Raw genomic sequence first — 22,208 nt, forward strand, 5'->3', positions numbered from 1 at the left:
AACGGTCTTATCCGACGTGAGGGGTCACTATGCCAAGAGGCAGGGCGGTCACATTCTTCACGCCGCGGGTGACGATATGGCTCTCGCAGTCTGAGACGATGCCCAGGGCCAGCAGCTTTTCGCGCAGGAACTTGTCGAAGGCGTGCATGTCGGAGGTGATGATTCGCAGCACATAGTCCTCGCGGCCCGTGATGGTGGCGCACTGGACCACTTCCGGCCATTTGGCGACCGCCGCCTCGAAGATGTCGAGGTTCTCGGCCGAGGGCAGCATCAGTTTGACGATGGCGTAGACCTCGAAATCCAGGCCCAGCAGCTTGGCGTTCAGCAGGGTGACGCGCTTGGTGATCAGGCCGGAATCTTCCAGCCGTTTGATGCGCCGCCAGCAGGGCGAGGCCGACAAGCCGACCCGATCCGCCACTTCGGCGACCGACAGTCCGGCGTCTTGTTGCAGGATATCCAGGATCCGGGCGTCGATGGGATCGAGTTCGTCCGCCAATGCGTTTCTCCGATTGTGGTTATGGCGAAATAAAATACCCTAAATAGGGATTTTGCAAGGTCAATTTGAGCGAGCGCCTGCTTAGGGGCCGTGTTATCACACGTCCAGAGGAAACACGGACGCATCCTCCGAACGGAACCGGACGCCCGCATGAACGACAAAATGAGCCAAAAGAACAGTCGCCCCCTTTCTTTGCGCGTGCCTGAACCCTCGGGTCGGCCGGGCGACGCGCCGGATTTTAGCCATCTGACGATGGACCCCGCCGGAGCCGTGGATCGGCCGGAGGTTTCGACGGCGCCCTATGAGATGCGCGATCACGCCTTTCGACTGATCCGGGTGCTGGACGAGGATGGAAACGCCGTCGGGCCGTGGAATCCGCGCCTGGACCCCGAGACACTTCGTCGCGGCCTGAAGGCCATGATCCTGACCCGCGCCTTCGACGACCGGATGCACCGCGCCCACCGTCAGGGCAAGACCAGCTTCTATATGAAGTGCACCGGCGAGGAGGCCATCGCAGTCGCCCAAGGCATGATCCTGAGCCGCGAGGACATGGGCTTCCCCACCTATCGCCAGCAGGGGCTGCTGATCGCGCGCGGCTATCCGCTGACGGCGATGATGAACCAGATCTATTCCAACGCCGAAGACCCGATCAAAGGCCGCCAGCTGCCGATCATGTATTCGGCCAAGGACTACGGCTTCTTCACCATCAGCGGCAATCTGGGCACCCAGGTCCCCCAGGCGGTCGGCTGGGCCATGGCCAGCGCCTACAAGGGCGACGACAAGATCGCCATCAGCTGGATCGGCGACGGCGCCACGGCCGAGGGCGACTTCCACAACGCCCTGACCTTCGCATCCGTCTATCGCGCCCCGGTCATCCTGAACATCGTCAACAACCAGTGGGCTATTTCGTCCTTCCAGGGCATCGCCGGCGGGCTGGAGACCACCTTCGCCTCCAAGGCCATCGGCTACGGCCTGCCGGCCCTGCGGGTGGACGGCAACGACTTTCTTGCGGTGTGGGCCGCGACCCAGTGGGCCGAGGAGCGCGCCCGCTCGAACCAGGGGGCGACGGTGATCGAACTGTTCACCTATCGCGGCGCCCCGCATTCGACCTCGGACGACCCCAGCCGCTATCGCCCCGGCGACGAGCACGAGAAATGGCCGCTGGGCGATCCGATCGAGCGGCTGCGCCAGCATCTGACGCTGATCGGCGAATGGGATGACGAGCGCCACATGGCGGCGCTCAAGGAGGCGGTCGAACAGGTTCGCGCCGCCGGCAAGGAGTCCGAGGCCATCGGCACCCTGGGCCAGTCGCGTCCCAGCGTGAAGACCATGTTCGAGGAGGTCTATGCGACCGAGGACTGGCGCCTGGTCGAACAGCGTCGCGAGGTGGGGGTCTGATCATGAGCGAGCAAACCACCTTTATCGAAGCGGATCGTACTGACGGAGTCGAACCGGACATGGTCGATCAGAACGCCGCTCCCGCTTCGGAAGCGACCGGCGCCGGCGTCGTTCCGATGAACATGATCCAGGCCCTGAACTCGGCCCTGGACGTCAAGATGGCCGAGGATCCGAACGTCCTGTCGTTCGGCGAGGACGCCGGCTATTTCGGCGGGGTCTTCCGCGTCACCGACAAGCTGCAGCAGAAGCACGGCCTGACCCGCAGCTTCGACGCCCCGATCAGCGAATGCGGCATCGTCGCCGCCGCCATCGGCATGGGCGCCTATGGCCTGCGCCCGGTCGTCGAGATCCAGTTCGCCGACTACATCTATCCGGCCTATGACCAGATCGTCTCCGAAGCGGCCAAGATGCGCTATCGCTCGGGCGGTCAGTTCACCAGCCCGATTACGATTCGCAGCCCCTACGGCGGCGGCATCTTCGGCGGTCAGACCCACAGCCAGTCGCCGGAAAGCCTGTTCACCCATATCGCGGGGCTGAAGGTCGTCATTCCGTCCAACCCCTATGACGCCAAGGGCCTGTTGATCGCCGCCGTCGAGGATGACGACCCGGTCGTCTTCTTCGAGCCGAAACGTCTGTACAACGGCCCGTTCGACGGCTGGCACGAGAAGCCGGTCTCGCCGTGGAAGGCGCAAGAATTGGCGCAGGTTCCGACGGGCAAATATGTCGAGCCGATCGGCAAGGCGCGCGTGATGCGCGAAGGAAACGACGTCACCATCCTGGCCTATGGCACAATGGTCTGGGTGGCGCTGGCGGGAGCCGAACACGCCGGCGTGGACGCCGAGGTGATCGACCTGCGCTCGCTCGTGCCGCTGGACATCGAGGCCATCGAGGCCAGCGTGAAAAAGACCGGCCGATGCGTCATCGTGCACGAGGCGCCCAAGACCTCGGGCTTCGGCGGCGAACTGTCGGCCCTGGTGCAGGAGCGTTGCTTCTATCACCTGGAGGCGCCGATCGCGCGCGTCACCGGCTGGGACACCCCCTATCCCCATGCTTTCGAATGGGAATATTTCCCCGGACCGCAACGGGTTTCAGACGCCGCGAAGAGCGTCATGTCGGGAGGACGTTAAGATGGGTCGTTTCGTCTTCAAACTGCCCGACGTGGGCGAAGGCACCGCCGAGGCCGAACTGGTCGGCTGGCACGTCAAGGTCGGCGATACGGTCGCCGAGGACCAGATCGTCGCCGACGTGATGACCGACAAGGCCACCGTAGAGATCACCGCGCCTGTGTCCGGCAAGGTCATCGCCCTGCACGGCGAGCCCGGCGCCATGGTGCCGGTGCGCGGGCCGTTGGTCGAGTTCGAGGTCGAGGGGGCGGGGAATGCGGAAGAGAGCCCCTCCGTCTCTCCGCTGCGCTCCGAGCCACCTCCCCCCGCTTCGCGCGGGGAGGAGACAGTAGCGGCATCGTCTCCTCCCCACGCCAGTGGGGAGGGGGACCGCGCGAAGCGTGGTGGAGGGGCTCTTGACGCCCCCCAGGCCTCCACCGGCAACTATGTCTTCAAACTGCCCGACGTCGGCGAAGGCACGGCCGAGGCCGAACTGGTCGGCTGGCACGTCAAGGTCGGGGATGCGGTCGAGGAAGACCAGATCCTGGCCGACGTCATGACCGACAAGGCCACGGTCGAGATCACCTCGCCGGTCGCCGGAACGGTCGTCGCCCTGTACGGCGAGGCGGGCAAGGCCGTGCCGGTCGGCGGGCCGCTGGTGGCCTTCGATGTGGCCGGGGCCGGCAATGTCGCCAAGAGCCCCGTTCAGGCCCCCTCCGTCGCCTCCGGCGCTGCTTCCCCCAAGGGGGGAGGATCGACGCCGGCAGCCCCACCAAAATCTCCCCCCCCTGGGGGGAGCACCCGCGCAGCGGGGGAGGGGGGCAAACCGGCCCCCGCCCTGACCGGCCGGGCCCGCGGCGAACGCCCCCTGGCCTCGCCCGCCGTGCGCAACCGCGCGCGCGACCTGGGCGTCGATCTGACCTTCGTGCCCGGCTCCGGCCCGGCCGGGCGGATCACCCACGAGGATCTGGACGGCTTCATCGCCCGCGGCGGCCAGGTTCCGACGTCCGCCGCTCCGGCCGGCGGCTCGCCCTTCGCCCGCGCCGAAGGGACCACCGAGGTCAAGATCATCGGCCTGCGCCGCAAGATCGCGGAGAAGATGGCCGAGAGCGTGCGCCGCATTCCGCACATCACCTATGTCGAGGAAATCGACATGACGGCGCTGGAGGAGCTGCGGGCCCATCTGAACGCGACCAAGGCGAAGGATCAGCCCAAGCTGAACCTGCTGCCCTTCATCGCCCGCGCCATCGTGGTGGCCCTGCGCGATCAGCCGCAGATCAACGCCCATTATGACGACGAGGCGGGCGTCCTGATCCAGCACGCCCCGGTCCATCTGGGCATCGCCGCCCAGACGCCGAACGGCCTGATGGTGCCTGTGGTCCGCCACGCCGAGGCGCGCGACGCCTGGGATACGGCGCTGGAGATCGCCCGCGTCTCGGGCGCGGCCAAGGACGGTTCGGCCAAGCGTGAGGAGCTGTCGGGCTCGACCATCACCATCACCTCCCTGGGAACCCTGGGCGGGGTGGTCCACACCCCGATCATCAACCACCCCGAGGTCGCCATCGTCGGCCCTAACAAGATCGCCGAACGGGTCGTGGTCCGCGACGGCCAGATGGTGGTGCGCAAGATGATGAACCTGTCGTCGTCGTTCGATCACCGGATCGTCGACGGGCATGATGCGGCGGTGTTCGTCCAGCGGATCAAGGGATTGCTGGAGCAGCCCGCGACCTTGTGGATGGGGTGAAGTGATGCTCCGGCTCACCGGCGCCTTAGCCTTGGCAACTGTGATGATGGGCGGCCCAGTTTTGGCCTGCTCGCTGGCGCTTGGGGACCAGGTCGAAGTCCGAGCTCGCGACCTTCGCGCCGTGACCGGCGTCTACGAAGCGAGGATCGAAAACACGGCTTGGCTAGATCAATACGGGAACAACGTCGACTTCACAGTAAGGCCGACCTTGGCTGTCTGGGGACCAGTATCGCCGCGATCTTTCCGTCTGTCATACAGAGCGGGAGCCTGCACGAATTGGCTTTTTCCCATGGATGACGAAGGTGAGCCGCGGAATGGCTTGAGGGTATTGGTTTTCGCGAGCCCTGAAGCCGAAACGGACAAGACTTGGCTCTACATCGTGAAGGCTGACGCCGAATATATCGAAAGCTTTATGAGCGACTGGCGTGCGGCAATAGCTGGCCAGCCTCTACCGGGACCCAAATGACCCAGACCCTGAAGACCAAAGTCCTGATCATCGGCGCGGGCACGGGAGGCTATGTCGCCGGCATCCGTTGCGGCCAACTGGGCCTCGACACCGTGCTGGTGGACGGCGGCGATGGGCTGGGCGGGACCTGCCTGAACGTCGGCTGTATTCCGTCCAAGGCCATCATCCATGCGGCGGGCAAGTTCGAGACCGTGGCCAAGGCGGCCGGGGGCGGGACCCTGGGCATCACGGCGGCCAAGCCGGCGATCGACCTGAAACAGACGGTCGCGTGGAAGGACGGCATCGTCCGTAAGCTGAACGCCGGGGTCGCGGCCCTGCTGAAGAAGGCCAAGGTCAAGGTGATCAAGGGCTGGGCGGCCTTCGAGGACGCCAAGACCTGCATGGTGAAGACGGAAGACGGCGACATCCGCATCACCGCCGAACACGTCATTCTGGCGACGGGATCGGAGCCTGTCGAACTGCCCTTCCTGCCGTTCGGCGGCGACGTCATCTCCTCGACCGAGGCGCTGAGCCTGTCGGATGTCCCGAAGAAGCTGGTCGTCGTCGGCGGCGGCTATATCGGGCTGGAGTTGGGCATCGCCTATCGGAAGCTGGGCGCCGAAGTCGCCATCGTCGAAATGGCCGACCGGATCCTGCCCCTGTATGACAAGGCCCTGACCGATCCGGTCGCCAAATGGCTGGAGAAGCACGGGGTCGAGCTTCATCTGGGCGCGCGGGCCGGCGGCTTCGGCGACGGAAAACTGTCGATCACGACCAAGGACGGCGAGCCGCTGCAGCTGGAGGCCGACAAGGTGCTGGTCACGGTCGGCCGTCGTCCGCGCACCCAGGGCTGGGGTCTGGAGAATATGGGCGTGGCCATGGCCGGTCCGTTCGTGAAGATCGACAACCGCTGCGCCACCAGCATGAAGAATGTCTGGGCTGTCGGCGACCTGACGGGCGAACCGATGCTGGCGCACAAGGGTTCGGCCCAGGGCGAGGTGGTCGCCGAGATCGTCGCCGGCCACGACCGGGTGTTCGATCCCACGACGATCGCCGCCGTCTGTTTCACTGAGCCGGAGATTGTTTCGGCGGGTCTGGGTCCCAGCGATGTCGAGGGCCGCGACGATGTGATCACCGCCGTCTTCCCCTTCGCCGCCATCGGCCGGGCCCTGGCCATCGAGGCCGGCGAGGACGGCGGCTTCGTGCGCGTGATCGCCTCCAAGGCCGACCACCGGCTGCTGGGGATCCAGGCCGTGGGCCAGCATGTGTCGGAACTGTCCAACAGCTTCGCCCAGATGCTGGAGATGGGGGCGGTGCTGGAAGACGTGGCCGGGACCATCCACGTCCACCCGACCCTGGGCGAAGCCTTCCACGAGGCGTCCCTGCGGGCCCTGGGCCACGCGATCCATATCTGACCTCGGCCTGGAGCGGTCCTACAGCCGCTCCAGCCGCCTGGCGTGGTTCGCCACCATCTTCAGGGCCAGACCGTCGGGCAGGACGCGCGCCAGGCCCGCCATGACATTGTTCATGACGCCGGGCGTCACGCTGGCCCGGTTCGCCTCGCAGGCGTCGTAGCCGATCTGCGCCACGCGGCCGGCGTCCATCCACATCCAGGCCGGATAGGCGCGCGACACCTGATCGCGAGACCCATTGACGTCGTGGAACTCGGTCAGGGTGTAGCCGGGGTTCAGCACCGTCACATGGACCCCCGTCCCCAGGGTCTCCAGATGCAGGCCCTGGGAGGCCTTGATCAGGAAGCTCTTGATCGGACCATACAGGGTGTCGCCGCCCGTCGCCGGCATCTGGCCCGCCAGCGAGGCGACGTTCAGCACCCGGCCGAAGCCCCGCCCGACCATGCCGGGCAGGACCAGGCGCGACAGCTCCACCGGCGCGGTCAGCATGACCTGGATCATGGCCCGGTGGGCGGCGAGGTCGGTGTCGAGGAAGCCTGTGACCCGGCTGAAGCCCGCATTGTTGACGAGGCCGTCAACCGTCAGGCCCCGTGCCGCGACGGCGGCGATCAATCGTTGCGGGGCCGTCGGATCGGACAGATCCTCGGGGATCACGGTCGCGGTCACACCGTAGGCGGCGGTCAGTTCATCGGCCAGGGCCTGCAGCGGCCCCTCGCGTCGCGCGGTCAGGATCAGGTTCCAGCCCTTGGCCGCATAGGTCCGGGCCAGGGCGGCGCCGATGCCAGCCGAGGCGCCGGTGATCAGGACCGTTCGGCTCATCGGGGCGTCAAGCCGCGACAGGGCAGGATTTGTGCGGCGTAAAGGCCGCCAGGGACGCAGGATTTTCCGCCAGCAGATCGGCGATGGTGATCTTGGACAGGGCCTCGGTCGCGGCCTCGTCGGCGGCGGTCAGGGCCTTGGCCACCTGGCGAGGAATATGTTCGCTGATCGGGCAGCCCTTGGCGCCGGACGGCGGCGAGCCGATGTGGGCGCAACCGTTGACGGCCTTCAACACCTCGTCCAGCCGGATGTCCTGCGGCTGGCGCAGCAGCCAGGAGCCGCCGGTCGCGCCGGGGCGGGTGGCGATCAGACCGGCCTTGGCCAGCAGGGCCGTCACCCGGCGCACCACAACAGGATTGGTCGGTATGGAGGAGGCCAGAACGCCGCTGGGCGCCGCGCGGTCAGGCGAAAACGCTCCCTTGTGGGCCATATAGGCCAGGGCGTGGGCGGCGACGGGGAAGCGCTGGCTGTCTGACATGATCGTGTTCCTGAAGGGAAAATAGGCGTTCGCGCGCCGAATCACAAATCTCCGCCCGTCTGGAGAAACCGAATCCCGCGCGCCGCGATTGAAGCGGACGCGGAATGAGCCTAAAGGCTCGCCGCTTTGAAGGGCTCGACCTGTCGTCGACGACCCGGAGGATACGCATGGCCGGGGACACTCCCCACGACGCGGGCGCTCTCCCCGCCGCGTCGAACACGCCGAACAAGTCCACCCACGCCACGGGACCCGAGTCCCAAGCTCCAGCAGGCCAGATCGCCAAACACGGCGGCTTCTGGGCCCTGACGGTCGGCGCGATCGGCGTGGTGTTCGGCGACATCGGCACCAGCCCGCTCTACGCCCTGCGCGAGGCGATCGATCACGCCCGCTCGGGCGTCGGCGGCGACCTGGCCGTGGTCGGCGTGGTCTCCCTGGCCTTCTGGGCCCTGATGGTGGTGGTGACGTTCAAGTACGTCTTCTTCCTGATGCGGGCCGACAACAAGGGCGAAGGCGGCACCCTGTCCCTGATGGCCCTGGCCCAGCACGCGGTCGGACGGCGCAGCGCCTGGATCTTCATCCTGGGCGTCTGCGGCGCGGCCCTCTTCTATGGCGACGGCATCATCACCCCGGCCATTTCGGTGCTGTCGGCCGTCGAGGGCCTTCAGGACGCGCCGGGCCTGGCCGGACGTCTGGATCCCTTCATCGTGCCGATCTCCGCCGGGATTCTGGTGGCCCTGTTCATGGCTCAGTCGGGCGGCACCGCCAGCCTGGCCAAATATTTCGGCCCGATCACCGCCGTCTGGTTCCTCAGCCTCGGTGGCCTGGGTCTTTATCACATCTTCGACGACGTCAGCATTCTGCGGGCCCTGTCGCCCCACTACGGCGTCATGCTGCTGATCAATGACGGCTTCCTGGGCTTCGTCATCCTGGGCAGCGTCTTCCTGGCCGTGACCGGCGCCGAGGCCCTTTATGCGGACATGGGCCATTTCGGAAAGGCGCCGATCCGCATGGGCTGGCTGGCCTTCGTCCTGCCCTGCCTGACCCTGAACTATCTGGGCCAGGGCGCCCTGATCCTGGACAATCCCGGCGCATCTGAGAATCCCTTCTGGAACATGGTGCCGGAGATGGCCTATTGGCCGATGCTGATCCTGGCCACCGCCGCCACCGTCATCGCCTCCCAGGCCGTGATCACCGGAGCCTTCTCGGTCACCCAGCAGGCGGTGCAGCTGGGCCTGCTGCCCCGGATCGACATTCGCAACACCTCCGAAACCCAGGCGGGCCAGATCTTCGTGCCGGCGGTCAACACCTTCCTGATGATCGGGGTCCTGCTGCTGCTGGTGGTCTTCCAGAGCTCGCACAATCTGACCGCCGCCTATGGTGTGGCGGTCACCGGGACCATGCTGGTCAACACCCTGATGAGCTATTCGGTGATCACCAAGGGCTGGAAGTGGCCGATGTGGGCGGTCGCCGGAACCCTGATCCCCTTCGCCTTCATCGACGGCGTCTTCCTGACCTCCAACCTGCTGAAGATCCCCGACGGCGCCTGGATGCCGCTGGTGCTGGGGGCCTGTCTGGTGCTGATCATGTGGACCTGGGTGCGCGGCACTCAGATACTGACGACCAAGACCCGCAAGGACAGCCTGCCTCTGACCGACCTGATCGAGATGCTTCAGGCCCGGCCGCCGCACCGCGCGCCCGGCACGGCCATCTTCCTGACCAGCGATCCCGACGTCGCCCCGGTCGCCCTGATGCACAATCTCAAGCACAACAAGGTCCTGCACGAGAAGAACGTCATCCTGACCGTGCGCACCTCCGAGCGGCCCCGAGTCAAGGAGGCGGATCGGGTGCGGATGGAGCCGATCAATGACGACTTCAAGAAGCTGACCATCACCTATGGCTTCATGGAGACGCCGAACGTGCCGCGCGCCCTGGGTCTGTGCCGCAAACAGGGACTGAAGTTCGACATCATGTCGACCAGCTTCTTCCTGGGCCGCCGGTCGCTTATCCCGTCGGCGCGCCAGGGCATGCCCCTGTGGCAGGACCGGCTGTTCATCTTCCTGATGCGCAACGCCGCCAATCCGACCGACTTCTTCCACATCCCGCCCGGCCGCGTGGTCGAGCTGGGCGCCCAGGTGGCGGTTTGAGGCCGGGCGCCCGGCCGGGCCAGAACTCCGAGGCGCGGGGCCGCCGGATGGCGACCAAGGGCAGGCCGCGTCCAGCTTCCGCTTCGGAAGCCTTGTCTGAAACCCCGCACCAGGACGATATCGGGGTGGAGGCCCGCCTCGTCGCCGGCCTGTTGCTGAACGCGGCGCTGGAGCGACGCAACGGACTGGACGAAGCCCTGTCCCAGCCGGCCGCCCGCGCCCTGGCGCCGGTCGATCGCGCCTTCGCCCGGGCGGTGGCCATGGCGGCCCTACGGCGTCTGGGCGAGATCGACCAGATCCTGGACCGGCGTCTGAAGAAGTCGCCGCCCGAGGCCGTGCGCACCTTGATGCGCATCGCCCTGGCCCAGACCCTGGTGCTGGAGACCCCGGCCTTCGCCGCCGTCTCCACGGCCGTGAAACTGGCCGAGCGGGACCCCAAGACCCGGCCGTACAAGAACCTGGTCAACGCCGTGCTGCGCGGGGTGGGGCGCGACGGCCCCGGCCTGACCACGGCCGAGAGCAATCTGCCCGACTGGATCGCCGCCCGCTGGCGGGCGACCTATGGCGAGGCGGCCCTGACCGGCCTGGCCCTGGCCGCGCGCGAGGAGCCGCCGACCGATCTCAGCCTAAAGCCCGGCGTCGATCCCGCCGCCGTCGCCGAGGCGGTGGAGGGCGAGGTTCTGGACGGGGGTACGGTCCGCACCGGCCGTCGCGGCGATGTCGCCGCCTGGCCCGGCTTCGAGACCGGCGATTGGTGGGTTCAGGACGCCGCCGCCGCCGTCCCCGGCCGCCTGCTGGACGTCAAGCCCGGCGAGACCGCCCTGGATATGTGCGCCGCCCCCGGCGGCAAGACCCTGCAGCTGGCGGCCGCCGGCGCTTCGGTGGTGGCCCTGGACCGTTCGGCCCCGCGTCTGAAACGCCTGACCCAGAACCTGGAACGCACCGGACTGACCGCCGAGGTGGTCGCCGTCCCCGCCGAGGACTGGGAGGACGACCGCACCTTCGACGCCGTGCTGCTGGACGCCCCCTGCACCGCCACCGGCACCTTCCGCCGCAATCCGGAGGTTCTGCGCGCCACCAAGCCGGCCGAGGTCGCCAAATTGGCCGACGTCCAGCACCGGCTGCTCGACGCCGCCGCCGAACGGGTCAAGCCGGGCGGCCGTCTGGTCTATTGCACCTGTTCGCTGGAGCGCGAGGAAGGGGAGACCCAGGTGATCGCCTTCCTGCGCCGCAACCCCGGTTTTCGCACGGTTCCCGCCGACCCCGCCGCCGTCGGCGCCCCGGCTGAGGCCCTGACGCCGGAAGGCTGGCTGCGCATTCTGCCGTCCCAATGGGCCGAACGCGGCGGCCTGGACGGCTTCTTCGCCGCACGGCTGGAGCGGATTTCCTGACGGTCGGCGGCTTGCCCCCGTGGGCAAGCCGTCCTATCCGAGGGGCCATGGCCGCACCCCTGATCTGCCCGTCCATCCTCGCCAGCGATTTCGCGCGCCTGGGTGAAGAAGTCCGCGCTCTGGAAGCCGCAGGCGCCGACTGGATCCACATCGATGTGATGGACGGCCATTTCGTGCCCAACATCACCCTGGGCCCGGACATCGTGAAGGCCATCCGACCGCACACCCGTCTGCCGTTCGACGTCCATCTGATGGTCGCGCCGGTCGATCCGTGGCTGGAAGCGTTCCGCGAGGCGGGCGCAGACGTCCTGACCGTCCACCCTGAGAGCGGAGCGCACCTGCACCGCACCCTGGGCCGCATCCGCCAGCTCGGCGCCAAGGCGGGCGTCGTGTTTAATCCCGCCACCCCGCTGTCGATCCTGGAAGAGGTGGTCGATCTGGTGGATCTGGTTCTGATCATGTCGGTCAATCCGGGCTTCGGCGGCCAGAAGTTCATCGACAGTTCGCTGAAGAAGATCGAGACGGCGCGGGCCATTCTGGATCGGGCCGGGTCGGCGGCTCATATTCAGGTGGACGGCGGCGTGACCTCGGCCAATGCGGGGTCTTGCGTCGCCGCTGGGGCCGACGCCCTGGTCGCGGGCTCCTTCGTCTTCAAGGGCGATTATGCGGCCAATATCGCCGCCCTGAAGTCCGCCCCGAACGCTTCGACCGCCGGGTGAGCCCCTTGGGTCCCTTCGCTCCGCGGCGCGAGCCCGAGACGCCGGACGTCGCCTCGGGCCAGATTCCGGGCCTTCCGGGCGCGCCGGTCCGCACGCCCGTCCGGGCGGGGCAGGCGGCGACCAGCGCCGGTCTTTGGCCCGCCATCGCCGGGCGTCTGATCACCCGTCAACTGTGGATCGAGCTTTACGGCCTTCCCGGCTATGGTCTGACCCTGGGCCCGGTGCTGGGCGGGGGCAAGGTCACGGCCTTTGCGGCGACGCCGAGAGATTTCCGGCCGCACGATTCCGCCCCGGGCAAGAACCTGCTGGTCGGGCGCTTTATCCTGGCCGGCGCCTCCATGGAGGTTGAGCCCCCGTCCGATCCATGGAACCGACCCAGTCCGTCGCGGCCCTTCGCCGTCGAATTGCACGCCTTCAACTGGCTGCCGGCCCTGATGGCCCAGGGCGAGCGCGGCGCGCGCGAGGCCCTGCGCCTGACCCTGGCCTGGGCTGACGCCTTCGCCCGCTGGTCGCCCTTCGCCTGGGGGCCGGAGATTCTGCCGCGCCGGGTGATCAACCTGGCCTGCGCCGCCCGCCGCATGGGGGCGGTGGCGACCGAGGCGGAACGGTTGAGGCTGGCCGACAGTCTGGCGCGCCAGACGCGCCAGCTGTTGCGTCCGCCGGGCGGCCTGGCCACGCGGGCGGAGCGTCTGACCGCCGCCGCCATCGGGGGCTGCGTCCTGGCCGGCGCGCCGGGGCAGGGCCTGCGTCGCCGCGCCCTGGGCGGTCTGGCGGGGGCGCTGCGCGTCACGGTTCACGACGACGGTTCGCATGCGTCACGCAGTCCCGAGGCGGGGCTGGAGCTGCTCTTGGACCTCCTGACCCTCGACGACGCCCTGGCCCAGCTGTCCGAACCGACGCCGCAGCCGGTGTCGGAGGCGATCGACCGCCTGACCCAGGGCCTGCGCCTTCTGACCCTCCCCGACGGGCGGCTGGCCGGTTTTCAAGGCGGCGGTCCCTCATCGGCCGCCCGTGTGGCCGCCGCCCGCGCCCATGACGAGGCCGCGACGGCGAGCCGTGCGGCCGATCCCACCCATCCGCCGGTCGGCCGGATCGGCGGACTGGTGCGGATCGCCAGCCCCCTGTTGTCCATCGTCGCCGACGCCGCCTCGCCCGCGCGCGGCGCCTGGGGCGCCACGGCCTGCGCCCAGCCGCTGGCGCTGGAGATCGCCTGCGGCAAGGACCGTCTGGTCACCGGCTCCGGCTGGACCCCCGCCGCCACCGATCGTCAGGCCCTTCGCCTGACCCCCGGCCATTCGACCCTGACCCTAGGCGAGCGGTCGCTGAACGAACCCTTGGGTGGCTGGAAGGGCGAGCTTCTGGGACCGCGCCTGGTCGGGCCGCCGATCCATGTGACAACCGACCAGAGGGAAGCCGAGGGCGCGGTCTGGCTGGAGATGGAGCATGACGGCTGGAACGAAGCCTTCGGCCTGAACCATCAGCGGCGCCTGTATCTGGACCAGAGGCTGGACGAGTTGCGGGCGGAGGAGAAGCTTTTCCCGACGCCCGGCCGCAAGGAGGTGATCCGCCAGATCGCGGCCCCCTACGCCATCCGCTTCCATCTGGAGCCGGGGGTTCAGGCCTCGCTGGCGCGGGACCGTCGCTCGATCCTGCTGCGCGGCGCCTCGGGCCGGGGCTGGTGGTTCCGCACCGACGGCCCCGACGTGGCCATAGAGCCCAGCGTCCATATCGACGCCGGGCTGACCCGCCGCAGCTTGCAGATCGTCGTGCGCGGCTCGGCCCGCACCGACAGCGAGAGCCGGATCCGCTGGAAGCTGAGCCCGGCAGGCGCGAGCGGCGATCCGAGTTGATCCTCGTCAGAAACCGTCCGTGGGGTGACGAGGCGGCCGTTTGGCGCTAGAGGGCGCCCCATCCTCCCCCAGCCTTCACGGACGCCGCCATGCCCGCCGCTCCCGACTTTCCCCCCGCCCCTGATCGGGTCAAGCCGCAACGCGCCCTGATCTCCCTGTCCGACAAGGCCGGGCTGGAAGAGGTCGCCCGCACCCTGAACGACCTGGGCGTCGAACTGGTCTCGACCGGGGGCACCAAGGCGGCGATCGCCAAACTGGGCCTGCCGGTCAAGGACGTGGCCGATCTGACCGGCTTCCCCGAGATGATGGACGGCCGGGTCAAGACCCTGCACCCCGTGGTCCACGGGGGCCTGCTGGGCGTGCGCGACGCGGCCGACCACGCCCAGGCCATGACCGACCACGGCATCGGCGCCATCGATATCGTCTGGATCGACCTCTATCCGTTTGAATCAACCGTTGCGGCGGGCGGTTCGTTCGAGGCGGCGGTCGAGAACATCGACATCGGCGGCCCGGCCATGATCCGTTCGGGCTCCAAGAACCACGGCTATGTCGCCGTCGCCGTCGACGGCGAGAGCATCGGCCTGATCCTTGAGGCGCTGAAGGCGGAAGGCTCGACCGATCTGGCCCTGAGAAAGCGGCTGGCCGCCCGCGCCTTCGCCCGCACCGCCGCCTATGACGCCGCCGTCTCCGCCTGGTTCGCCCAGCAGGTCGAGGACGCCGCCCCGGCCCGCAAGTCGATCGCCGGTTCTCTGGCCCAGACCCTGCGCTATGGCGAGAACCCGCACCAGACCGGCGCCTTCTACCGCACCGGCGAGCGCCGGCCGGGCGTGGCCTATGCGACCCAGGTCCAGGGCAAGGAGCTGGGCTACAACAATATCGCCGACGCCGACGCCGCCTATGAGCTGGTCGCCGAGTTCGAACAGCCCGCCGTGGTCATCGTCAAACACGCCAACCCCTGCGGCGTGGCCGTGGGCAAGGATCTGTCGGAAGCTTATGCCCGCGCGCTGGAATGCGACGCCGTCTCGGCCTTCGGCGGCGTGATCGCCGTCAACCGGCCGCTGAACGGCGACGACGCCCGCGCCATCACTGGAATCTTCACCGAGGTCGTCATCGCCCCCGGCGCCGACGACGAGTCCAAGGCCGTCTTCGCCGCCAAGAAGAACCTGCGCCTGCTGATCACCGACGGCCTGCCCGATCCGCACGGGCCGGGCGAGGTGTTCCGTTCGGTCGCCGGCGGCTTCCTGGTCCAGAGCCGCGACCGGTCGCTGATCAAGCCTTCGGATCTGAAGATCGTGACGAAGCGCCAGCCGACCCCGACCGAGATCCAGGACATGCTGTTCGCCTTCACCGTGGCCAAACACGTCAAGTCCAACGCCATCGTCTACGCCAAGGACGGCCAGACCGCCGGCATCGGCGCGGGCCAGATGAACCGCCGCGACAGCGCCCGCATCGCCGCCATCCGCGCCAAGGAGGCCGGCGAGGCGAAAGGCCTGACCCAGTCCCTGGCCGAGGGGTCGGCCTGCGCCTCGGAAGCCTTCTTCCCCTTCGCCGACGGCCTCTTGGAAGCCGTCGCGGCCGGGGCCACGGCGGTGATCCAGCCCGGCGGCTCGATGCGTGACGCCGAAGTTATCGCCGCCGCCGACGAGAAGGGGATCGCCATGGCCTTCACGGGCGTGCGGGTCTTCCGGCACTGACCTCTTGGGGAAGAAGGGCGCTATCGCTCGCGACGCGGTCGCTCGCTGCTTGAGCGCCCTTCTTCCCATAGTCGGCGTCCTCGCGTTCGTGACTGGACGCTGAAACGAGGGCGTGATGGTCTGGCGGCTCCCCCGTTTCTGGAGCCGTCCCATGACCACCCTGATCCGTCCCGAAGGCCAGACCGCCGATGATCTGAAGCTCAGCCGCAGGGCGGTGGGGGCGCTGGGGGCTCTGGGGGGGCTGTTCTTCTCCGGCTATGCGGTGGCGGCCCTGGCCAGGGAGGCCAAGCCGATCACCACCGACGCCGCCGGATTGGAGACGGCGGAGGTCGCCTATCCGGCGCCGGACGGGTTTCAACTGCCGGCCTATGTGGCGCGTCCGGCCGGAGACGGCCCCTTCCCCGTCGTGATCGTCGTGTCCGAGATCTTCGGGGTTCACGACTATATCAAGGACGTCTGCCGCCGCCTGGCCAAACAGGGCTACGCCGCCATCGCCCCGGCCTTCTTCGTCCGGGTCGAAGATCCGGCGCCCCTGTCCGACATGGGCCGGATCATGCAGATCGTCGGGGCGGCGAACTATGAACAGGTGATGGGCGACTTGTCGGCCACCCTGGAATGGGCCAGCCAGCAGCTGTGGGCGCGCGACGGCAAGGTTGGGATCACCGGCTTCTGCTGGGGCGGCAAGGTGGTGTGGCAGGCGGCCGCCCGTTTCGCCGCCATCGGCGCCGGCGTGGCCTGGTACGGGCGTCTGGCCCCCGCCCCCGACGCGACGCCGGTTCAGGTCTCGTCCGGCCAGCCCTGGCCGGTGGATCTGGCCGACGATCTGAAGGCGCCGGTCCTGGGTCTGTACGGCGGTCAGGACCAGGGCATTCCTCTGGCCAGCGTCGAGCGGATGCGCCAGGCCCTGGCCCGCGCCGGTCAGACCCAGAGCCGGATCGACGTCTATCCCGACGCCCCGCACGGCTTCCACGCCGACTACCGCGCCAGCTACGCCGAGGCGGACGCCAAGGACGGTTGGGCCAAACTGCTGGCGGTTTTCGATAAAGCGTTAAAGAATTAGGCGGTTACTGGGTGAAGGCGCGGCGACCGACCGCGCGGCTCGGGAGGAACGACGTGGTCGGAAAACGGTTGAAGCGGACGATTCTGCTGAGCGTCGGCCTTCTGGCCCTGCCGCTGGCGGCCTGCGGCGGGGGCGGTGGAGGAGGCGGTTCCGGTTCGGTGACGCCGGTGATTCCTCCCCCGCCTCCACCGCCCCCTCCTCCTCCTCCTCCACCGCCCCCTCCGCCTCCCCCAGCGCCGCCGTCCACCACGTCACGAGAGTATGAGCGCAACTATGGTCTGGCCAATGTGAAGGCCGAGGCCGCCTGGCGGGCCGGCGCCACCGGAAGCGGGGTCACCGTCGCCGTGGTCGATTCCGGCGTCAGTCGAGACCAGGCGGACCTCATCGGGCGGATTTCCGCCGCCTCGACCGACGTGGTTCCCGGCCGTAATGCGCCCTATGTCGCCGACAGCAGCCACGGGACACGGGTCTCCGGGGTGATCGCCTCCAACTTCAACGGCCAGGGCACGATCGGCGTCGCCTATGAATCCACGATCTTGTCGATCCGCACCGACATCTCCGACTGCGAGGAGAAGAACACCGACGTCTGTTTCAGCAGTTCGGACCTGGTCCGGGCCCTGGACTACGCCGTGGCCAATGGGGTCAAGATCATCAACATGTCCCTGGGCGGCGACGACCGTCTGGGTTCGGCCTTTGAGGCCGCGCTGCTCCGGGCGGTCAATTCGGGGGCGGTGATCGTCGCCTCCTCCGGCAATGACGGCGAGGCCAATCCCGGCTGGCCGGCGCGCTACGCCGTCGATCCGCGCTTCGCCGGGGCCGTGATCGCGGTGGGATCGCACAACGCCTCCAACGCCATGTCCAGCTTTTCGAACAGGGCCGGGGTGGCGGCGGCGGGCTATATCTCGGCGCCGGGCGAGGCGATCGTCACAGGCTGCGATACGACCAGCTGCTGGCGGGTCAGCGGCACGTCCTTCTCGGCCCCGCACGTCGCCGGCGCCCTGGCCCTGTTGATGGACGCCTTTCCCAATCTGACCGGCCGCCAAGCCCTGTCCCTGCTGATAGAGACTGCGCGGGACGCCGGGGACGCCGGGACCGACGTCGTCTATGGCCGCGGTCTTCTGGACCTGGCGCGCGCCTTCCAGCCGGCGGGGACCACTTCTGTGCCCCTGGCGGACGGCGCGACCCTGGTCGCCGCGACGGAGCCCGGCAGTTTTGTCGGCTCGGCCTTCGGCGACGCCTTTGCACGCCAGACGGCGCTCGAGACCGTGCTGTTCGACGGCTATGATCGAATGTTCGCGGTCCAGCTGGGCGGCGCCTATCCGACGGCGCCCAGCCGTTCGTACCAGGCTGCGCCGTTCGAACCCAGCCGCACCGCCACGACCAGCCTCAGCCTGCCCCGCGGCGGGCGGCTGAGCCTGACGGCGGCCCAGCTTGACGAACCGGTCGAGGCGGTGACGGCCCGCCGCGACCTGACCGATGCGCCCTGGCTGGGCGACGAACCCCGCCAGGAGGCCCTGCTGGATCTGGAGATCGGCCGCCTGAACTTCGCCACCTGGCAAGGTCGCGGCGGCGCCGTCTCTCCGTTCAAGGGCGCGGCCGGCGACGGTTTCGCCGCCCTGGCCCAGGCCGATCATGCGGCGCGCGGTCAGGTTCGGCTCGGCGCCTTCACCCTGGCGGCCGAGAGCGGCGGGGGGGACCGTCGCATGCCGCTGCGTCGGGTCGAGGAAGCGGCCTCGACCTACAGCCGCGCCACCCTGGCCTGGCGCGGCGCCGACGGCGGCCTGTCGCTGAGCCTGGGCGCCCTGGACGAACGGCTGGGGCCCTTGGGGGCCTTCATCCCGGGCGGTTCGGACTTCGCCCTGCCGTCGCGGACCCGCTTCTATGCGGTCGGCGGGGACTGGGCCCTGCGACCGGGTCTGGCCCTGCTCGGCGAGGCGGGCCTGGGCGCCACCGAGACGCAAGGGCGTTTCCTGTCGACGGACGGGGCGGCGATCAGCTCCAACTGGCGGCTGGCCCTGCTGACGGGTTGCACCGCCCTGTGCGATCGGATCAGCTTCACCGTCTCACAGCCGCTCCGGATGGAGCGGGGGACCTTCTCGGCCTGGCTGGCGGACGTGCCGGTCGATTATTTCGACCCCCTGACCTATTCGCGTCGCCGCTTCTCGGCGGCGCCCAGCGGGCGTCAGATCGACTTCATCCTGGGCGGCGAACGCAGTCTGAGGGACGGCTCCAGCCTGTCGCTGCAAGCCGTGGCCAGCCGCGAGCCGCGCCACACCGCCGACGCCGCGCCCGAGTTCGCCCTGATCGGGGGCTGGCGACGCCGGTTCTGAGGGGGTGTCGGCGCTGGTGAAGGTGAGCGAGAATTGTGCGGCCTCGAACGTCGTGCCGAACGCCTCGCTCACCTGCCGCTCACCAGCACTATTCACTAGCACAAACCCCCTCAGAGGAGGGCGGTGATCAAGCCTTGCCGTCGAAGGCGTGAGTCTGGGGTTCGCCGCCGCCGCCGCCATAGGGGTTTGACGGCTGGGCGCCCGAGCCCTTGGCGGCCACCACCACCATGGCCGGGCGGATCGTGCGGCCGAACAGTTCGAAACCGGACTGCATGGTCTGGACCACGGCTCCGCCCGGCACCGTGTCCGACGGCTGTTCAATCATGGCCTGGTGCAGATGGGGGTTGAAGGCCTCGCCGGCCTCGGGCGCGACCCGCTTCAGACCGTTGGTCTCGAACGCCTGCAGCAGGGCCTTCTGCGTCATTTCCAGACCCGTCACCAGACCGGCCGTGGCGCCCTCGGCGTCCTTGGGCGCGGCCATCAGGGCGCGCTCAAGATTGTCGGCCACGCCCAGCAGATCCTTGGCGAAGCGCTGGATGGCGTAGGCGCGGGCGTCGTTCTGCTGGGCCTCTGAACGGCGCTTCAGATTCTCCATCTCGGCGGCGACGCGCAGGGCGCGGTCCTTCCACTCGTCCCGCTCGGCGATCACGGCGTCCAGCGGCGCCAGATTGTCCGACGGCTCGGCGTCCAGTCCGTGTTCGGCGTTCAGTTCCGCCTCTTCCATTCCGTTCAGCTCATCGTTCTGGGGTTTGTCGCTCACGTTTCTTTCCCGTCCAGCATTCGGCCCAGCACCCGGGCGGTATAGTCCACCAACGGAATGACACGGGCGTAGTTCAGTCGCGCCGGTCCTATGACGCCTATGGCGCCCAGAACCCGCTGTCGGCCGCTCATATAGGGCGCCGCGATCACGGCGGAACCCGAAAGTGAAAACAGACGGGTTTCAGCGCCGATGAAAATCCGCACCCCCTGGGCCGCGTCCACCCCGTCCAGCAGGCCGATCAGCTGTTCCTTCTGCTCCAGATCGTCGAACAGGACCCGCACCCGCTCAAGATCGGCCAGGCCTTCGCCGTCCTGCAGCAGATTGGCCCGACCCCGCACGATCAGGGCCCGCTCGCGGTCCGGCCCGCCGGACCAGGCGGCCAGGCCGTCCTCGACCAGCCGGGCGGCGGCCTGGTCCAGCTCGCGCCGGGCGATCTCCAGCTCCTGGGTCATTTCCCGCTTGGCCTCGGCGAAGGGCCGGCCGCGCAGCCGGGCGTTCAGGAAGTTGGAGGCCTCCGTCAGGGTCGAGGGGGTGACCCCCGCCGCCAGGCTCATGATCCGATTCTCCACCGTGCCGTCGTCGGCGACGATGACCGCCAGGGCCTGATCCCCGCCCAGGGCGACGAACTCCACATGTTTGACCCCGGCGTCGCGCACCGGGCTGGAGACCACGCCTGCGCCCCCCGCCAGGCCCGACAGCAGATTGGACGCCTCGTCCAGGGCGGCCTCGAAATTGCGGCCCCGGCCGGCCAGGCGGGCGTCGATCTCGCGCCGCTCCTCCTTGGTGAGGTCGCCGATCTCCAAGAGGCCGTCGACGAACAGGCGCAGACCCGCATGGGTGGGAATCCGCCCCGCCGAGGCGTGGGGCGAGGCCAGAAGGCCCGCCAGGGTCAGGTCCTGCATCGTATTGCGGATCGAGGCCGGCGACAGGGCGATCCCGCCCAGCGACAGGGTCCGCGACCCCACCGGCTCGCCCGTCTCCAGATAGCTCTCCACAATGCGCCGGAAGATGTCGCGCGCGCGCGCGTCCAGGCCGGCCAGCCCCGCCAGAGACTGGCCCGTCGCCGGACCGCCGTCGAACGGCGGGGTTTTGGGGGCATACAGGCTCACGTTTTCAGGATAATCACCGCCGCCCCAGCTTCCAAGGACTCATCTCATGCGCCATTCGCAACGCACCGACGCCCAGCTGCGTCCCGTGACCATCGAGACCGGCGTCAATCGCTACGCCGAGGGCTCGTGCCTGATCACCTTCGGCCACACCAAGGTTCTGGTGACGGCCTCGGTCGAGGAGACCATTCCCGGCTGGATGCGGGGCAAGGGCCAGGGCTGGGTCACGGCCGAATACGGGATGCTGCCCCGCGCCACCCACACCCGCGGCCGCCGCGAAGCCGCCGCCGGCAAACAGACGGGCCGGACGCAGGAGATTCAGCGTCTGATCGGCCGCAGCTTGCGCGCCGTCGTCGATCTGAAGGCGCTGGGCGAGCGTCAGGTGGTGCTGGACTGCGACGTGATCCAGGCCGACGGCGGCACCCGCACCGCCGCCATCACCGGCGCCTGGGTCGCCATGGCCTCGGCCCTCAACTATCTGCGCGACGAAGGCGTGCTGAAGGCTGATCCAATCCTGGACCAGGTGGCGGCGGTGTCCTGCGGCGTCTGCGACGGGGTTCCGGTGCTGGACCTGGACTATGAAGAGGATTCCGAGGCCGAGGCCGATTCCAACTTCGTCCTGACCGGTTCGGGCCAGATCGTCGAGATCCAGGCCACGGGCGAAAAGCGCGGCTTCACCCGCGCCGAGTTCGACCGTCTGTTCGCCCTGGCCGAGACCGGCTGCGCCGAACTGTTCGCCCTGCAGAAGGCGGCGCTGGAGGCGGTGCGCTCTTAAGGAGTTTCGTGCGTTCAACAGGCGGGTCATCGTGGCTATGACCCTCAGCCCGGAGTTTTCGATGCGCCCTTTCCTGTCCGCCTGTTTCGCCCTGTCGGCCGCCCTCGCGGTCGCCGCCTGCCAGTCCGGGGAGGACAGGACCGCGCCCGCTGCGGACCCCGGTTCGGGCGCGCAGACCATAGCAGAGACGGCTCCGGGTCCGGCGTCTTCGGATCAGCCCGATACGGGCGCTGAACGAGGCCTCGCAGCCCAGACCGCATGCCGCGCGGATATCGGCGAGGCGGCGGCGGCGCGTCTGGTCGAGCGCTGCATCAAGGTCAGCCCGGCCACCCATCCGCCCTGCCACGCCGACAATCCCTGCGCCCTGATCCGGGGCGAGATCGACCGGTCCTGCAAGCTGTGGGACAAGGATCCGCCCGCCGAATGCCGCTCTTGAGACGGCTGTTATGAAAAAGGCCCCGCCGTCGCCGGCGGGGCCTTCGTC

At 68.7% G+C, this 22,208-nt stretch carries 19 protein-coding genes; 14 read left to right on the plus strand and 5 right to left on the minus strand.

The window, feature by feature from the left end; translation table 11 throughout:
- Window positions 1-7 precede the first annotated feature (7 nt).
- Window positions 8-496: an Lrp/AsnC family transcriptional regulator gene (locus AC1RKE_RS05120; protein ID WP_054764449.1), complete on the minus strand. Its 489-nt coding sequence runs from the start codon at window positions 494-496 to the stop codon at window positions 8-10.
- Between the two features lie 150 nt (window positions 497-646).
- On the opposite strand from AC1RKE_RS05120, the gene AC1RKE_RS05125 reads away from it, so the two are divergent.
- Genes AC1RKE_RS05125 through lpdA form a run of 5 tightly spaced genes read left to right on the plus strand, consistent with a single transcriptional unit; the run spans window position 647 to window position 6,601 of the window.
- Window positions 647-1,894 (plus strand): 3-methyl-2-oxobutanoate dehydrogenase (2-methylpropanoyl-transferring) subunit alpha, encoded by a 1,248-nt coding sequence (locus AC1RKE_RS05125; RefSeq protein WP_054764450.1) that lies wholly within the window; start codon window positions 647-649, stop codon window positions 1,892-1,894.
- 2 nt (window positions 1,895-1,896) lie between these two features.
- Entirely contained in the window at window positions 1,897-3,021 is a 1,125-nt protein-coding gene (locus tag AC1RKE_RS05130) for an alpha-ketoacid dehydrogenase subunit beta (RefSeq protein ID WP_333897645.1), read from the plus strand.
- Window position 3,022: 1 nt separating this feature from the next.
- A complete protein-coding gene (locus tag AC1RKE_RS05135) occupies window positions 3,023-4,741 on the plus strand; it encodes a dihydrolipoyl dehydrogenase family protein (RefSeq protein WP_348683184.1) in 1,719 nt (572 codons plus the stop codon).
- 4 nt (window positions 4,742-4,745) lie between these two features.
- Complete coding sequence (locus AC1RKE_RS05140) at window positions 4,746-5,207, plus strand: hypothetical protein (RefSeq protein WP_492896526.1); 462 nt, start codon at window positions 4,746-4,748, stop codon at window positions 5,205-5,207.
- Window positions 5,204-6,601, plus strand: coding sequence for a dihydrolipoyl dehydrogenase (lpdA, locus tag AC1RKE_RS05145; RefSeq protein ID WP_054764451.1), 1,398 nt, complete (start codon window positions 5,204-5,206; stop codon window positions 6,599-6,601). The genes AC1RKE_RS05140 and lpdA overlap by 4 nt, the downstream gene beginning before the upstream one ends.
- An 18-nt stretch (window positions 6,602-6,619) precedes the next feature.
- Here the strand turns inward: lpdA and AC1RKE_RS05150 are convergent, their stop codons facing one another.
- Both AC1RKE_RS05150 and AC1RKE_RS05155 read right to left on the minus strand, forming a co-directional pair.
- The gene (locus AC1RKE_RS05150; protein ID WP_228184824.1) at window positions 6,620-7,417 is read right to left on the minus strand and encodes an SDR family NAD(P)-dependent oxidoreductase; all 798 of its coding nucleotides are present in this window, start codon (window positions 7,415-7,417) and stop codon (window positions 6,620-6,622) included.
- A gap of 7 nt (window positions 7,418-7,424) precedes the next feature.
- Window positions 7,425-7,895, minus strand: coding sequence for an Rrf2 family transcriptional regulator (locus AC1RKE_RS05155; protein WP_182715083.1), 471 nt, complete (start codon window positions 7,893-7,895; stop codon window positions 7,425-7,427).
- A gap of 167 nt (window positions 7,896-8,062) precedes the next feature.
- Between AC1RKE_RS05155 and AC1RKE_RS05160 the strand changes: the two genes are divergently transcribed.
- From AC1RKE_RS05160 to AC1RKE_RS05190, 7 genes are all read left to right on the plus strand, one after another.
- A complete protein-coding gene (locus AC1RKE_RS05160) occupies window positions 8,063-10,039 on the plus strand; it encodes a potassium transporter Kup (RefSeq protein WP_348683183.1) in 1,977 nt (658 codons plus the stop codon).
- A gap of 47 nt (window positions 10,040-10,086) precedes the next feature.
- Entirely contained in the window at window positions 10,087-11,430 is a 1,344-nt protein-coding gene (locus tag AC1RKE_RS05165) for an RsmB/NOP family class I SAM-dependent RNA methyltransferase (protein ID WP_333897394.1), read from the plus strand.
- Window positions 11,431-11,477: 47 nt separating this feature from the next.
- On the plus strand, window positions 11,478-12,149 hold the full coding sequence (rpe, locus tag AC1RKE_RS05170) for a ribulose-phosphate 3-epimerase (RefSeq protein ID WP_348684977.1): 672 nt from the start codon (window positions 11,478-11,480) through the stop codon (window positions 12,147-12,149).
- Window positions 12,146-13,999, plus strand: a complete 1,854-nt coding sequence (locus tag AC1RKE_RS05175; RefSeq protein ID WP_183216313.1) for a heparinase II/III family protein — start codon at window positions 12,146-12,148, stop codon at window positions 13,997-13,999. Before rpe ends, AC1RKE_RS05175 begins: the two co-directional genes overlap by 4 nt.
- 89 nt (window positions 14,000-14,088) lie before the next feature.
- The gene (purH, locus tag AC1RKE_RS05180) at window positions 14,089-15,693 is read left to right on the plus strand and encodes a bifunctional phosphoribosylaminoimidazolecarboxamide formyltransferase/IMP cyclohydrolase (RefSeq protein WP_395941938.1); all 1,605 of its coding nucleotides are present in this window, start codon (window positions 14,089-14,091) and stop codon (window positions 15,691-15,693) included.
- Window positions 15,694-15,844: 151 nt separating this feature from the next.
- Window positions 15,845-16,753: a dienelactone hydrolase family protein gene (locus tag AC1RKE_RS05185; protein ID WP_395941939.1), complete on the plus strand. Its 909-nt coding sequence runs from the start codon at window positions 15,845-15,847 to the stop codon at window positions 16,751-16,753.
- Window positions 16,754-17,040: 287 nt separating this feature from the next.
- Window positions 17,041-19,083, plus strand: a complete 2,043-nt coding sequence (locus AC1RKE_RS05190) for a S8 family peptidase (RefSeq protein ID WP_395941940.1) — start codon at window positions 17,041-17,043, stop codon at window positions 19,081-19,083.
- A 127-nt stretch (window positions 19,084-19,210) separates the two neighbouring features.
- Here AC1RKE_RS05190 and grpE read toward each other — a convergent pair whose 3' ends face one another.
- Window positions 19,211-19,843, minus strand: coding sequence for a nucleotide exchange factor GrpE (gene grpE / locus AC1RKE_RS05195; protein WP_201463513.1), 633 nt, complete (start codon window positions 19,841-19,843; stop codon window positions 19,211-19,213).
- Complete coding sequence (gene hrcA / locus AC1RKE_RS05200) at window positions 19,840-20,892, minus strand: heat-inducible transcriptional repressor HrcA (protein ID WP_182714648.1); 1,053 nt, start codon at window positions 20,890-20,892, stop codon at window positions 19,840-19,842. Before hrcA ends, grpE begins: the two co-directional genes overlap by 4 nt.
- A gap of 106 nt (window positions 20,893-20,998) precedes the next feature.
- On the opposite strand from hrcA, the gene rph reads away from it, so the two are divergent.
- Window positions 20,999-21,724, plus strand: coding sequence for a ribonuclease PH (gene rph, locus AC1RKE_RS05205; protein WP_054764458.1), 726 nt, complete (start codon window positions 20,999-21,001; stop codon window positions 21,722-21,724).
- Window positions 21,725-21,785: 61 nt separating this feature from the next.
- Window positions 21,786-22,160, plus strand: coding sequence for a hypothetical protein (locus tag AC1RKE_RS05210; RefSeq protein ID WP_156314142.1), 375 nt, complete (start codon window positions 21,786-21,788; stop codon window positions 22,158-22,160).
- The last annotated feature ends 48 nt before the right edge of the window (window positions 22,161-22,208 follow it).

It is taken from the genome of Brevundimonas sp. GW822-FHT03E11, from assembly GCF_058801445.1.

Coding starts and splice junctions, on each gene's coding strand:
- lpdA (WP_054764451.1), top strand. CDS start 5,204: ATGACCCAGACCCTGAAGACCAAAGTCCTGATCATCGGCGCGGGCACG.
- rph (WP_054764458.1), top strand. CDS start 20,999: ATGCGCCATTCGCAACGCACCGACGCCCAGCTGCGTCCCGTGACCATC.
- AC1RKE_RS05125 (WP_054764450.1), top strand. CDS start 647: ATGAACGACAAAATGAGCCAAAAGAACAGTCGCCCCCTTTCTTTGCGC.
- AC1RKE_RS05185 (WP_395941939.1), top strand. CDS start 15,845: ATGACCACCCTGATCCGTCCCGAAGGCCAGACCGCCGATGATCTGAAG.
- AC1RKE_RS05140 (WP_492896526.1), top strand. CDS start 4,746: ATGCTCCGGCTCACCGGCGCCTTAGCCTTGGCAACTGTGATGATGGGC.
- rpe (WP_348684977.1), top strand. CDS start 11,478: ATGGCCGCACCCCTGATCTGCCCGTCCATCCTCGCCAGCGATTTCGCG.
- AC1RKE_RS05155 (WP_182715083.1), bottom strand. CDS start 7,895: ATGTCAGACAGCCAGCGCTTCCCCGTCGCCGCCCACGCCCTGGCCTAT.
- AC1RKE_RS05165 (WP_333897394.1), top strand. CDS start 10,087: ATGGCGACCAAGGGCAGGCCGCGTCCAGCTTCCGCTTCGGAAGCCTTG.
- AC1RKE_RS05210 (WP_156314142.1), top strand. CDS start 21,786: ATGCGCCCTTTCCTGTCCGCCTGTTTCGCCCTGTCGGCCGCCCTCGCG.
- AC1RKE_RS05130 (WP_333897645.1), top strand. CDS start 1,897: ATGAGCGAGCAAACCACCTTTATCGAAGCGGATCGTACTGACGGAGTC.
- AC1RKE_RS05150 (WP_228184824.1), bottom strand. CDS start 7,417: ATGAGCCGAACGGTCCTGATCACCGGCGCCTCGGCTGGCATCGGCGCC.
- purH (WP_395941938.1), top strand. CDS start 14,089: ATGCCCGCCGCTCCCGACTTTCCCCCCGCCCCTGATCGGGTCAAGCCG.
- AC1RKE_RS05160 (WP_348683183.1), top strand. CDS start 8,063: ATGGCCGGGGACACTCCCCACGACGCGGGCGCTCTCCCCGCCGCGTCG.
- AC1RKE_RS05135 (WP_348683184.1), top strand. CDS start 3,023: ATGGGTCGTTTCGTCTTCAAACTGCCCGACGTGGGCGAAGGCACCGCC.